This window comes from Niallia taxi (genome assembly GCF_004005475.1).
GTDB lineage: Bacteria > Bacillota > Bacilli > Bacillales > Cytobacillaceae > Niallia > Niallia taxi.
Genome location: NZ_RZTZ01000006.1, coordinates 32,058 through 44,524 on the forward strand (window position 1 = coordinate 32,058; position 12,467 = coordinate 44,524).

Annotated in this window: 13 protein-coding genes; 5 read left to right on the plus strand and 8 right to left on the minus strand. The window is 35.7% G+C overall.

From position 1 onward, the window contains the following. Nucleotides 1-354: 354 nt before the first annotated feature. From EM808_RS29665 to EM808_RS15750, 4 genes are all read right to left on the minus strand, one after another. The gene (locus tag EM808_RS29665; protein ID WP_164849681.1) at nucleotides 355-1,188 is read right to left on the minus strand and encodes a methyl-accepting chemotaxis protein; all 834 of its coding nucleotides are present in this window, start codon (nucleotides 1,186-1,188) and stop codon (nucleotides 355-357) included. Nucleotides 1,189-1,474: 286 nt separating this feature from the next. Continuing rightward, complete coding sequence (locus EM808_RS15740) at nucleotides 1,475-2,188, minus strand: alanyl-tRNA editing protein (protein ID WP_164849682.1); 714 nt, start codon at nucleotides 2,186-2,188, stop codon at nucleotides 1,475-1,477. Between the two features lie 44 nt (nucleotides 2,189-2,232). Further along, on the minus strand, nucleotides 2,233-3,042 hold the full coding sequence (locus tag EM808_RS15745) for a TrmB family transcriptional regulator (protein WP_127739171.1): 810 nt from the start codon (nucleotides 3,040-3,042) through the stop codon (nucleotides 2,233-2,235). A gap of 168 nt (nucleotides 3,043-3,210) precedes the next feature. Next, complete coding sequence (locus tag EM808_RS15750; protein WP_127739172.1) at nucleotides 3,211-5,286, minus strand: 5'-nucleotidase C-terminal domain-containing protein; 2,076 nt, start codon at nucleotides 5,284-5,286, stop codon at nucleotides 3,211-3,213. A 283-nt stretch (nucleotides 5,287-5,569) separates the two neighbouring features. Between EM808_RS15750 and EM808_RS15755 the strand changes: the two genes are divergently transcribed. Beyond that, nucleotides 5,570-6,754 carry a DUF4317 domain-containing protein gene (locus EM808_RS15755; RefSeq protein ID WP_127739173.1) on the plus strand — a complete coding sequence of 395 codons (1,185 nt, stop codon included), beginning with the start codon at nucleotides 5,570-5,572 and terminating at the stop codon, nucleotides 6,752-6,754. A 363-nt stretch (nucleotides 6,755-7,117) separates the two neighbouring features. Here EM808_RS15755 and EM808_RS15760 read toward each other — a convergent pair whose 3' ends face one another. Beyond that, nucleotides 7,118-7,663: a DUF3916 domain-containing protein gene (locus EM808_RS15760; RefSeq protein ID WP_127739174.1), complete on the minus strand. Its 546-nt coding sequence runs from the start codon at nucleotides 7,661-7,663 to the stop codon at nucleotides 7,118-7,120. A 395-nt stretch (nucleotides 7,664-8,058) separates the two neighbouring features. On the opposite strand from EM808_RS15760, the gene EM808_RS15765 reads away from it, so the two are divergent. After that, a complete protein-coding gene (locus EM808_RS15765) occupies nucleotides 8,059-8,955 on the plus strand; it encodes a LysR family transcriptional regulator (RefSeq protein WP_127739175.1) in 897 nt (298 codons plus the stop codon). Nucleotides 8,956-9,003: 48 nt separating this feature from the next. Here EM808_RS15765 and EM808_RS15770 read toward each other — a convergent pair whose 3' ends face one another. Continuing rightward, complete coding sequence (locus tag EM808_RS15770; protein ID WP_127739176.1) at nucleotides 9,004-9,630, minus strand: hypothetical protein; 627 nt, start codon at nucleotides 9,628-9,630, stop codon at nucleotides 9,004-9,006. Between the two features lie 61 nt (nucleotides 9,631-9,691). Continuing rightward, the gene (locus EM808_RS15775) at nucleotides 9,692-10,063 is read right to left on the minus strand and encodes a hypothetical protein (protein WP_127739177.1); all 372 of its coding nucleotides are present in this window, start codon (nucleotides 10,061-10,063) and stop codon (nucleotides 9,692-9,694) included. A gap of 150 nt (nucleotides 10,064-10,213) precedes the next feature. Here EM808_RS15775 and EM808_RS15780 point away from each other — a divergent pair, with 150 nt between their 5' ends. The 3 genes from EM808_RS15780 to EM808_RS15790 all read left to right on the plus strand — a co-directional run bounded on the left by EM808_RS15780 (nucleotide 10,214) and on the right by EM808_RS15790 (nucleotide 11,517). Continuing rightward, nucleotides 10,214-10,528 (plus strand): ArsR/SmtB family transcription factor, encoded by a 315-nt coding sequence (locus EM808_RS15780; protein WP_127739178.1) that lies wholly within the window; start codon nucleotides 10,214-10,216, stop codon nucleotides 10,526-10,528. 82 nt (nucleotides 10,529-10,610) lie between these two features. Beyond that, the gene (locus EM808_RS15785) at nucleotides 10,611-11,039 is read left to right on the plus strand and encodes a DMT family transporter (protein ID WP_127739179.1); all 429 of its coding nucleotides are present in this window, start codon (nucleotides 10,611-10,613) and stop codon (nucleotides 11,037-11,039) included. Nucleotides 11,040-11,052: 13 nt separating this feature from the next. Continuing rightward, complete coding sequence (locus tag EM808_RS15790; protein WP_127739180.1) at nucleotides 11,053-11,517, plus strand: DMT family transporter; 465 nt, start codon at nucleotides 11,053-11,055, stop codon at nucleotides 11,515-11,517. A gap of 51 nt (nucleotides 11,518-11,568) precedes the next feature. Here EM808_RS15790 and EM808_RS15795 read toward each other — a convergent pair whose 3' ends face one another. Further along, the gene (locus EM808_RS15795; RefSeq protein WP_127739181.1) at nucleotides 11,569-12,360 is read right to left on the minus strand and encodes a protein-ADP-ribose hydrolase; all 792 of its coding nucleotides are present in this window, start codon (nucleotides 12,358-12,360) and stop codon (nucleotides 11,569-11,571) included. Nucleotides 12,361-12,467 lie beyond the last annotated feature (107 nt).

Below are 12,467 nucleotides of genomic sequence, written 5' to 3' on the forward strand. Positions count from 1 at the left end.
AAATGCATATTTCTTGAAATAGTAAAACCAGCATACCCAAGAGAAATTTCTCTTTCATTTAGCTTATTTAGAAAATGATGTATCTCATCTCGCCGGTTTTCATTTATTCCTCCAAAGTTAATCCATTTATGGTCAATTTATTATTGTTATTTAGTAAATCAGTATGACGTAAGAGCCCTTACCACATTTTTTCAAAGCCTTGTTTAAACTACAGGAATACAGATTAGTAATTTAGAGAACAATTTTTAAAAGCCTAATAATATGAACCAATAATACGGCTCAAAAAAGCATCCTTTCATTACTTAAGCAAAGAAGGATGCTTTGTTTCTATTTTCTTTGGTATATGTATATATATTATAACTCCGATGCATATTTATTTAATTGCTTGCTCATCGCTTCGATTTCGGCAATAAAGCTTGAAATTTCCTCTGTAGAAGCTTCTTGCTTTTGTCCTACGTCCACAATTTTTTGGATGGATGCATTGATTTCATCCATTGATATTTGTATATTTGACCATGTTTGGCGAATTTTTTCTGTGGAGACTGCTGTTTCTTGTGAAAGCTTTCTTATTTCATTTGCTACTACTGTAAATCCGTCACCTTTTTCTCCTGCCCTAGCTGCTTCAATCGCTGCATTTAATCCTAATAGATTTGTTTGATCAGCGACTCGTTTTATTAGCTGGAGCATCTCATTCGACTTGTTCAGTTCCGATTTTGCACGTTCAGATTTTGATAATAAAAGATTGCTAATTTCTGTTAATCCTTCTGCTCCTTCCGACACAATAGACACCTGGCTATTTGCTTGTTCAAGTGACTGTACAATTTGCTCGGATATATTTCGAAGTTCCTTTTCATTTTGTTTTTGTAATTGAATAGCCATTGCACCTATTACTTGACCACCTTCCATAATTGGTGCAGCCAAACCAGTAAATGGAACGCCGAAGAAATTTGCCGGAATTTCTTCTTCTATAGACTTATTCTCTTTTATAGCACTAGCTAAAGGCTCATTTGGATTAATTTTCATTCCAGCCTTCACACCAATATCGATTTTGCTGCCTGCATAATAAACTAACCATTCTTCTGTATTTACTATCCCGATAGAAATATCAGGTAACATTCGTTTAAATATAGGCAATACATCTACATATTTCTGTAATGTTGGATGTGTCAAAACATTCATCGTTTTCATATCGTTTGTTTTCCATCTTTCCTAATTAATTTTTAAAAAATTCTAACGATTAAGAGCAAAAATATATAAGAAAAACAAGTGAATAATTTTAACCCTTCAACAAATATAGTACTATCTTCCTAATTTATTTTCAATAATATTGTACTAATATATTAATAAATATAGAAATTTTGTTTAATTCGCAATGAAACTGAATATACAAAACCCGTACTATCAATTGGAAATCGATAATAGTCCGGGTTTGAATCAGAGCCACATACTTAGCTTCCAGCCCCTAACGTTATAATTACTTTAGCTCAACTCTTATCCTTCTTTTCAGTGCACCCTTTTTTTGTATTTTAGCAATGGAAAAATTGCCAATTTCATTTGTGTTTTTGAGATGTGTCCCACCACATGCTTGCTCGTCAATATCCTCTATTGTCACGATTCGGACTTCATCAAGAGAAGCTGGCAGTAAATTTATGATTGTTTTTATTGCCCCTTCCTTTTGTTCTGCCTCCTGTCTGCTTACTGTCTTCGTCTCAACATGATGAGGTTGCGCCAACACCTTTTGAATTGCTTGCTCTAATTGGTCAAACTGGATTTCTTCTATTATTTCTGGAGGAAATGCTATTTCTAATCTCCCATAATCGGTTTCAATTTGACTGCTTGTAGCCATGCCCTTGTAATTTTCATATAAATATCCTGCTATAACATGTAGTAACGTATGGTAGCGCATGTTTTTCATCCGCCATTTCCAATCGATCTCCATCAAAACTGGTTCGTGTATGTTCTGTAATGGACGATCTAGCTCATGGATTATTTCACCTTCAGATTTTTTTACATTCATTACTTCATATGTTTCATTGCCATGCTTAATTATTCCTTTATCACAAGGCTGACCACCGCCGCCAGGATAAAATATTGTCTGTTCAAAAACTACAGTATTGCCCTTAACTGATCTAATATTTGTCTCACATTCCTTTATATAAGCATTGTCTTTATATAACTCGATTGTCATTTCCTTCATCTCCAATTAGTAAATTCGCGATGATACTTAGATGCTTACTGCTTTATATTTCGCACAATATAAGTTAGGAGATCATCGCCTTGCCAGATGGAATCAAGTGCAGCATCGCCGATTTTCTCACTCACAGTTTTCATCATCATATCGTGGCGAATATATTCCTTCGCCAAAAGGACAAGCATCGGTTCAGCCGTCTGAATTGCTTGCGGTATTTGTCCTGTAATAAAGCCTGCTATTAGTACCTCGGTATTGTCTTGAATCACGATAGTTAATCTTTGCTCCATTCTGTTTTTTTCAATAGAGGCTGTATCGTTACGATGATAAAATGCCTTACCGAAAGATTCCGTCTCTTCATTTGTAAACAGCATGGAATATAGTCTTTTTCCTTTTCTCGTTTGTTCTTCCGCCGTTCCTCGTAAGTCTTCCATTTCCTCTTCCCATAAAGACAGCCAAATTTCGTCATTGGCTTCATTCATAAGCTTCTGAACTGCCTGTACGATTTTATCCCTGCCCTCCATATGCTTGATTACATTTATTTCAACTGGCTTTTCGATAACTTGCAGTTCCTTTTCTAAAAATGATAGTGTTTCCTCTGTTTGTCGTTTTTGATTTAATATAAGCTCTTTAACTGAAATTGGTGTATAGGTTGGTGGTTCTGTTCGTAATTCAACTATTGCTTCTTTTGAAACTAGCTTTGCAATAACTGTATACACCATTGAACGGGGCACACCGCTTCTTTTACTAATTTCATATCCGTTTAATGCTGGTTCGCTCAACAAAGCCATATAAACCTTCGCTTCATTTTTAGAGAAGCCAAGCCTTTCAAACTGCTCAATTATTTGTTCCATATCTTCCTCCCAGTATTAATAGTAGTAATATATATTACCACTATAAGGAAACTAACATTTTTCGTCAATACGAATAAATGTATAAGAGATATCTAATTTATCAAACAAAACCTTTTTATAAAAAAAATAGACCTGAGCAGAATCTATCTGCTCAGGTCTATTCCTTTATTAAGCGTGTTTTACTTTTCGATAAATCATTACAACTATCCCAGAGACAAGTAATAGTCCGCCAACCAATATCATTGTGTACATATTTGTAGCTGTATTCGGTAATGTATTTCCTGCATTATTTGATGTACCTGGTTTGTCTGTGTTAGATCCTTGATTTTGAGTATTTTTGTCTGTATCAGATGACCCGTTATCTTTGTTGTCATCTACAGCTCCTGCATTATCATCTGAATCATCTGATGTGTTGTCATCAGTTACAGGTGTTTCTGTTCCATTATCATTATCTTGGTTATTTTCATCATCCGTAACTGGTGTTTCTGGTTCTTCAATAGGAGTTTCTGGTTCTTCACCAGGTGTTTCCGGCTCTTCTCCAGGTGTTTCTGGTTCTTGTCCAGGAGTTTCTGGCTCTTGTTCTTTACCTAGTGTATCAATGATGCGTCCTTCAATTTGGGGATTGACATCACCATTTAAGTCTTGGACCATATAGTCACGAAGCTGCTCCCAGTCAATTGCACCGATATCTTGAACACGGCCTTCTTGGTATGCTTTCGCAAATACCTCATAACCGTCTCCACCTTTTGCGGTGAAGTTGTTTGTTGTTACTAAGTAAGTTTGACCTGCTTTAATATCCTCATACTGACCATTTACTTTTACTTGCATTGTCAATACACGAGAACCAGCCTCTTTTGTGCTGTCGTAAGTAAATTTCATACCAGCAACATGCAAGAATCCGCCGCTTTCAGCTGGTGCTAAACGAACACTATATTCTAGAATTTGTTTAATTTCATCACCAGTCAGTTGAACCACCGCTGGGTCATTACCAAATGGCAATACAGCGATAACTTCGCCTGTTGTAATCGGACCTTCGTCGATTGCAGCACGGATTCCACCGCCGTTTTGCATGGCAATAACAACATTTTCATTTCTTTCCTTTGCTTTTGCAAGCATTGCATCTGTTACAAGATTTCCTAGTTCTGTTTCGTTAGAACGCACACTTACAGCACTATCAGTTAAACGTGGGTTTGTTAATGCTTTTTTAGCAGTTGCACCTGTTTCTTGATTTGTTAAGCTATCAATCTCAGATTTGTATGGTGCTAATACTGCAGCAGCTTCAGAATCTGCCGCTTTTGAAGCAACATCGATTAATTGGCCAGTTTGACCAACGACAATACCATTTTCGTCAAAGTCTACTTTCAATTCCCCCAAATTTTGAGAATACTGATATGCTTGGACAATGACTGTTTTATCTTTTGCAGCACCGTTTTCATCTTGATCCACAACGACAGGTGCAGTTAATTGTGTATGAGAATGTCCGCCAACAATAACATCAATTCCATCAACATATTTAGCTAACAGCAAATCGTTACCTGTTTCTGGATTACTGTCATAACCGATATGTGTTACAGCAATAATTTTATTAATTCCCATATCTTCAAATGCAGCAACAGCTTCATTTGCTTTTTCAATATAGTTTTGGAACTTCACATTAACAGGACTAGAAATATTAGCAGTATCTTCTGTCGTTAATCCGAAGATCCCGACCTTTTCGCCATTTACTTCTTTAACCATACCATTATAGACAATTCCATCTTCTGGAGTTTCTGTGTATGTATTATTTTGTTTACTAGCCATATAAGCGTCACCAGAGAAATCTACGTTAGCACTTAAGAATGGAAAGTTTGCCTTAGCTGCAAATTCAGATAAAGACTTTTGTCCATTTTCTCCTGAACCTAAGTCAAACTCATGATTCCCAAAAACCATTGCATCAATATTCATCATATTTAATAGAGCTAAATCTGCTTGTCCTATAAATTGATTGAAATAAAGCGTTCCTGAAAAAACATCTCCTGCATTAAATAATAGTGCATTTGGATCTTGTGCGCGAACCTCTTTAATCGCTGTTACCATGTTTGGCAAAAGGTCAGCATGTGCGTGTGTATCATTCATATGCATAATCGTTAAGGAATAATTTTCCGCAGATTCCGCTTTTGTACTAGTTGGTAGTATAATAGATACCGATAATGCTAATGTTGAAAAAATACTTGCTAAAAAAGCCGCTTGTTTCCTTCCCCTCATTCTATCATTTCCTCCTTTGTGTTTGTTGTTGACATGAATCGAAAAGAAACGAATAATCGCATAATTTGTCAACAATACTTCTCCATTGTAGATTTAATGTATTAACCTATTGTTAAGAATATGTAAAACTACTTAAATCTACAATTTCTTTTAAAATATTCTCTATAATACGACCTTTTTCCTCCCTTATATTCTATTAATTAAATATGGTAATATAAATGAATGACTAAAATAATAAGTGGCAAGTAACCTCAATCGTGAAAGCTTAGGAGTGTATAAAATCATGAACAAGAAAGACGTAGGAAACATTCGCAAGCAATTTAAGATAAACAATGATAAGTTGAAAATATCTGATATTTTTAATGTGTATATTATGAAGGAATCAAGCGAAATCTTTCATTCGCAAAGCACCCCATTCGCAATGCTAGATCAAGATCAGCAAGAGCTGTTTTTGAGCAGCTTTAAAAAAATGCTGGCAGGTCAAATGGATGAGAAGCTCTTTGAACTAAAATTTAAGAGAGATGCAGAAAACAGCAGCCAGCTTATACTCCATCAAGGCTTGCTCAGCAATGAGGTGGAAGACTGGAAAGAGCAAATGCTTAAGATGGTAGAAAAAATGCTCGCTATTAGACAATACGAAAAAGATATTGTCGTCACCTTTATTCGTGGCGAATATATAAAACCGATGAAACGCAGTAGCGGTGAATCAGACGAGCATGAACGTGATACTGTTTTCTCCCACGCCTTTATTCTGAGCAGTATTAATAATACTCAGGATCCTAAAAAAGAGCTATTGTTTGACTATGTTGATAGAGAGTTTAAATACAATATTGTGCTAGATCCAATCATTAATCTGCAAGCACCAATGGGAGGCTTTCTATTCCCTTGTTTCACAGACAATGCAGCAGATGTTAATCACATTCTTTATGCATCTGGCAAGGTACACGAGCCAGACTATGCCTTCATTGAGGATGTGTTAAACGGCGAAGAAATCATGACAGCACAGGATGATAAGATTGTGTTCGAAGAAATTATTAAGGATGTTACAGGCGATCAATTAAATACCGGCACCCTTTCGAACGTGTATGAAGAAATTAACCGAATGATAACGGAAAACGAAGAAGAAGAACCGCCTAAGTTAGATTCAAAAGACGTGGAACAGGTGTTAAAAATGAGCGGGGTTGAAGATATAAGTACAGAAAAGGTCGAATTTGCCTTTAAGAAGATTATTGATGACGACAAATATGAGCTTAAAGCAAGCAATATATTACCTAAGTTCACCTCAAAATCTATTAAAATCAGTACGAAAATTGCCAATATCGCCATAAGTCCTCCAGACTTACGATACGTAAAACAAGTAGAGTTCAGCGGCAAACGCTACCTTATGATTGAAGTCGAGGAAGATACCGTTATTGAAGGGTTTACGATGATTCCAGAGGCGCTTTTTGGAAATCAGAAGGATGAATAAGGAATAAAAAAGAGGCTGGGACATAAGTATATAAATCAGCATAAAAACCGAACTATCCATTCGAATATTAATTAGATAGTTCGGTTTTTTGTTTTTTAGTTTTAATACTACAATAATTAGAAATCTTAGTGGAATGGAGCGGAGGCCACTCGACTCCTGCGGGAAATAGAGGAAAGGATGAGACCCCGCGGAAAGCGAGTGGGTGTAGCACAATGAAACGAACTAATTTTAACTCCATATTCTATTTAGTCACAAGCTTCATTTCAAATATTGATATAATTTTATTATTCGTGTTTAGAAAGGTTATCTTTTGTTTTGTCCCAGCCTCTTTCTGTTAATTTCCAAAAAGGATTGTCTACGCCTTTAGCCTATTTCACCAACAAACCATATTTCCCCCACGCGTAAGTCACCTTCTTCCACATCATTTATTATTTGTTTATATCCTCTTAAAACCAACCCTTTTGGTACACGTAAATGCCATTCTTTGGCGATATCACGATCTGATGGCAATGGAATCCAGCGCAGATATTCAGACTCTCTAATAAAAAACCTATTAAAGGATTCGTCGTCAAAAAACACAATCATGGTTGAATCAAAATAGTCTGGCAAACAAATGGATGTTAAGATCCGATAATCCTTTTCCTTTTCTGTCTTCAAACTAATTAAATACTCGACTCGGTCTATCGTTGCTTGCATACAGAACCTGCGCACTGAATTAGGCGTGTTTGCAGAGTCGATATATGTTTTACTAAGAGACAAATGCGAATACCAGTAGTTCCTATAAGGATCTTTTTCAGGATTTGGAATTGCTTCCGTATCTTCATTAAGATATTTAGAGAAATGACGAAAGCGTCTTCCTAAGCCTCGCAGTTTTTTCTTTGTACCACTATCAAATTTCCATCTATGCATGTAAATTTGTCCTCATTTCGTTCATACTTCGTTCATTAAACATGTTGTAGAATTATACTTTTTTAATGAATTCTCTTTCTTGTATGAAAAGGATACAATGACGCATAAAGATTTGCATTAAAGTAGAATGAAAATTTGATGTTTTAAAACGGTTATTTCATCGTGATTAATGCTCGAATAATTTCATCCCAATAGTACTTAAAATCTTTGTCCTTTACCTCCTTCTGTCCTGGATTGTTTGATTTGCTGTTACTCATTTCCTCGTCTCCTCTCACTATTTAAGAATTTATGGTTGTTGTTTATTTTTTCCTATTCTATAATATAGACATCAATCATTACAGATGAACATTCCGATGTAATCAATCGATTTAAACGATTAATAGAGGTGAGATAAAATAGAAATCAAACAGCTAATCACATTTAAAACCGCTGCTGAACATTTAAATTTTACCTATACAGCGAAGATTTTAAATTTTGCTCAGTCAAGTGTTACGGCGCAAATAAAAGCACTTGAAAATGAGCTAGAAACCCCTCTGTTTGAGCGCTTAGGCAAGCGGTTAGTTCTAACAGAACAAGGAAAAGAATTTAAAATCTACGCAGATAAAATGATTCAACTGACGAAGGAAGCTAAAAATGCTGTAAGCGGGGTGGATGAACCGGCGGGAACACTTACAATCGGAGCATCTGAAAGCCAGTGTACCTACAGGCTGCCTTCCATTCTGAAAGAGTTTAAGGAGCAATTCCCAAAGGTTAAAGTTATCTTTAAACCAATTTACTCTCAAGAGCAGACAAGAGCACAGCTGCTTGATGGATCGCTGGATATCGCATATACAATGGACCCGATTCAGCATCAAGACTCCTATTTGAAAGCACAGGGACTTATCGAGGAAAAGCTGAAAATTGTGGCGTCTCCTGAGCACCATTTAGCAGATAAAGGGAAAATTCAATTAAAGGATTTTGAAAATGAGACGCTTTTATTAACGGAAGCAGGATGCTCCTATCGAGTAATACTCGAGGATCTATTTCGTCAATCGGGAATTTGTGCACCAAATAAATTTGAGTTTGTTAGTGTGGAAGCAATTAAACAGTGCATAATGTTAGATTTAGGAATTGCCGTACTGCCGGAAATGGTCGTTAAAGCGGAAATCGAAAAAGGAGTATTAAAAGAATTAGTTTGCAAGGAAATCGCCGCACCTGTTCATACACAAATGGTTTGGCATAAAGATAAATTTATGTCACTTGCCCTGCAATCATTTATTCAATTATCGTGTAATACTTTTGGTTTGAAATAATTCTTATTATGAATAAGAGCTCAAGGTTAGCTTGCTGCCTTGAGTTCTTTATTTATAATCAAGCTTCACTTCATTAAAATCTCTCGCAATAATATAAGACCCTCCAAACAGCAATATTTTACACTCGCTGCAAGGTGGAGTCACATCACTAGGTAATAAAGAAGTTTTTAATCCATATATGTTTAATACTTCTTCATAAACCTGCATTAATTCAGTCGGTCCTTCGGCAAACAGGCCTTGCTTTGCACTTAACAGCCATTCTAAATCACCAAAAGCATGGTCTTCTTTATATGTATTAATATACTGAACGAACGGTATTAATCCTTCAGTTAAATGCTGATGCCTTATGAATAAATCGGCTATTATCCCTTTTATATTAGTCGTTTCGCCTCGAAAAAAAAGATTCGCAGTCTGCTTGTTATAATCCCATAACAAGCAGTGATTATCTAAAAGATCTACTGTATCAAAATCCGAATATCTCAAATTATACTCTTGCACACCACCGCAAGTAACCTGCCATTTCTGAATGATTTCTTCTTCATCTTGTGATAATTCGATAAAGATAGAAAAAGTTAAAGTAATAGTATTCCCAGCCAACTCATAACTAGTTAGCAGTACATAAATATCACTTTCATATATCTCATTCTCAATGGCTTCCTTCATTTTTGTAATCAACGTAAACAACCTCGCTTCTTTTCTGTAAGATGTTGTCAGCTCTTAAGCATTAATAGCTCAATTAATCTTCATCTTCATCGTCCAATTTTTTAAAAAGAAACATTTCATCTCTCGTATTTCCGCGATTTTCGCCCCTTTTTTCGTCAGGATATGTATTAGGAATACAGTCTTCCACGTCATAAATCATCCAGGTGATATAAGGCGTTGGCTCACATATCATCTCTTCTATAGCTACATTCATCTGTTCCTTGGTATCGAAAATAAACCACTGAAAAAAAAAGCTTATATCAAAGCTTTCCCAATATTTTTTTACTTCAACGGTTTTTCCGATAATGATGTTACAATTGCCTTTACGTCCAAACACCATCCAACAAGCTGAATATGGTTTATTTTTTGTATTAATCATTTCATTTTCGAAAATTGCTTTTTCCAAAAACATACCACCTCCTCATTTAACCTTAATTAATTCTGTTAAAATCAGTAAAATCCCTGCTACAACTTTCCCTTTTAAGACAATCTACATTTTCTATAGTCCACTTTCTACGCTTGACAAATCGAGAATTCTAGATATACAATTGTTCTCATGGAACCTATAAATGTATTCAAGGCGCTCTCGAATGATACAAGATTAAAGATATTGGAGTGGTTAAAGGAACCAGAGAAGCATTTTCCTAAACAAGGCGCTCACCTTCCTAAGGAGGTAAGCTACAAGGGTGGAGTTTGTGTTGGGGATATTCAGGAAAAAGCAAAAGTTTCTCAATCTACCGTTTCTAGCTACTTGAACATGATGCAAAAAGCTGGACTGCTTGAATCGGTTCGTCATGGTCAATGGACTTACTATCGCCGTAATGAAGAGTTTATTCAACAGATAGCTAAATATTTTAAAACGGAAATCTAGTTTTCTGTTGATTTCTGTTTTTTTTACGAGTTTTATATCTGTTTTTCTAGATATATAATTATTTAAAAAAGGAGTTATTTCTATGCGCTATATTTTTTACGTGCTTGCTTTATTAGCTGGTGCAGCTCTTAGCTTTGAAGGAGCAATTTATGCAGAGCTTGGCAAAACAATCGGACAATTAGAAACAAGTTTTTATAACTTTTTTATGGGCTCTATCATAATGGGACTATTATGGCTTTTTTTCGGAAAAGGAAAGCTGTCATATGCGGTTGAAGCACCGAAATGGACCTTACTTGGGGGACTTCTTGGTGTTGTATACTTAACTGCAATTGTTGTTAGTGTTCCATTTGTTGGTGTTGGTATATCAATGGTTGCTGTCATTATCGGCCAACTTATAATGAGCATGATAATTGAGCATTTTGGCTGGCTTGGCAGTAAAAAAACAAAAATTAATAAAGAGAAAATTTTCGCCGTACTTTCCATGATTATCGCACTTATACTAATAAACTAAGGAGGACCGTTTTATGGGTCTATTTATGATTTTATTCACATTAATTGGTGGTATTACATTAAGCGCACAGTCCTCTATAAATGGGACATTTAGCCGCAAAGCAGGAACAATTGAAACAACATTATTAACCTTTTTAACTGGCACCATGTTTCTTACTGTTTTCATTGTATTTTTTGGTAAAGGAAATATTCTTGCCCTTTTAGAAGCTCCTAAATGGCAATTGAGTGCTGCATTCCTTGGAACAATGTATTTACTGTTAACTGTTATGGCAGTACCTAAGATTGGAGTTATTGCAACTAATATTGCTGGTATAGCTGGTCAGCTTGTTATTGGTGTCATTATTGACCATTTTGGCTGGTTCAATAGTTTAGTCATTGAATTAGATGTGAAACGCGTATTAGCATTAGTTTTTATGATTATTTCGCTGTATTTCATTTATAAAGGCAATAAAAAGTCTGCTGAAGGAAACCAGGCATAGCTTAAAATGGAGAACTTTTCTACTAGAGAGGAGTTCTCCATTTTTTTATATTCATACTGAAAACACTCTAGAATACTCATTGTAATCTTCCGTGCTGAATACATTAAAGATAATCTTTTCAAAAGAATTCGGGTTCTCTGCTAACCATTGATTAACTGTATTTACAGCAATATATGCTGCTTCTGTTTTTGGGAAACCAAACACACCTGTTGATATGGCACAAAATGCAATACTGTTTATATGCTCCAGTTGACTAGCTAAATCAAGACAAGAAGTATAACAAGCTGCTAATTCGTCCCGTTGCTTACTTGTTAATCCTGTTCCTTGTGGCACGATAGGTCCAACTGTATGCAATACAAAATGGGCGGGTAGATTATAAGCCCTCGTAATTTTGGCAGTACCTGTTTCCTCAAGTTCACCTTGTATTGACATTATCTTTTCACAATCATCTCTTAATTGGGGACCGGCAGCCGAATGGATCGCATTATCAATACACGCATGCAATGGCTGAAAACACCCTAGCATTTGACTGTTCGCAGCGTTTACAATTGCATCTGCATTTAATCGTGTAATATCCCCTTGCCATAAAACAAGCTTTTCAGACTGTATATAAGGATTTTTAGGAAAGATGCTTGCAATAGTTTCAAGTTTTTCCACGTCGACAATTTGTTTCTCTATTAATTCTGATTGTAAAAGACAGTCTATCTCTTCCGATAAAATTGGATCTGTCAGCTTCGGTTCCCTTATATTTAACAAAGCTTTCACCAAATTTCTTTTACCTGGAAAATCCTTTGGCATAATAATATCCTTAGGTGCATCAGGTTCCTGTAATAGCTTGCTCATTATGCTTTCAACCAGTTCTTCCTTATAGCTTGCAGCAGGCTTTTTGGGTTGATTGGCTCTTGCAGATAAATCAACTCCGAATAATCCTGTAAAGATATTTGGGTCAT

Bases quoted from the DNA above. Each gene is read 5' to 3' on its own strand.
- EM808_RS29665 (WP_164849681.1), bottom strand. From the start codon at position 1,188: ATGAAAACGATGAATGTTTTGACACATCCAACATTACAGAAATATGTA.
- EM808_RS15740 (WP_164849682.1), bottom strand. From the start codon at position 2,188: ATGACAATCGAGTTATATAAAGACAATGCTTATATAAAGGAATGTGAG.
- EM808_RS15745 (WP_127739171.1), bottom strand. From the start codon at position 3,042: ATGGAACAAATAATTGAGCAGTTTGAAAGGCTTGGCTTCTCTAAAAAT.
- EM808_RS15750 (WP_127739172.1), bottom strand. From the start codon at position 5,286: ATGAGGGGAAGGAAACAAGCGGCTTTTTTAGCAAGTATTTTTTCAACA.
- EM808_RS15755 (WP_127739173.1), top strand. From the start codon at position 5,570: ATGAACAAGAAAGACGTAGGAAACATTCGCAAGCAATTTAAGATAAAC.
- EM808_RS15760 (WP_127739174.1), bottom strand. From the start codon at position 7,663: ATGCATAGATGGAAATTTGATAGTGGTACAAAGAAAAAACTGCGAGGC.
- EM808_RS15780 (WP_127739178.1), top strand. From the start codon at position 10,214: ATGGAACCTATAAATGTATTCAAGGCGCTCTCGAATGATACAAGATTA.
- EM808_RS15785 (WP_127739179.1), top strand. From the start codon at position 10,611: ATGCGCTATATTTTTTACGTGCTTGCTTTATTAGCTGGTGCAGCTCTT.
- EM808_RS15790 (WP_127739180.1), top strand. From the start codon at position 11,053: ATGGGTCTATTTATGATTTTATTCACATTAATTGGTGGTATTACATTA.
- EM808_RS15795 (WP_127739181.1), bottom strand. From the start codon at position 12,360: ATGAGCAAGCTATTACAGGAACCTGATGCACCTAAGGATATTATTATG.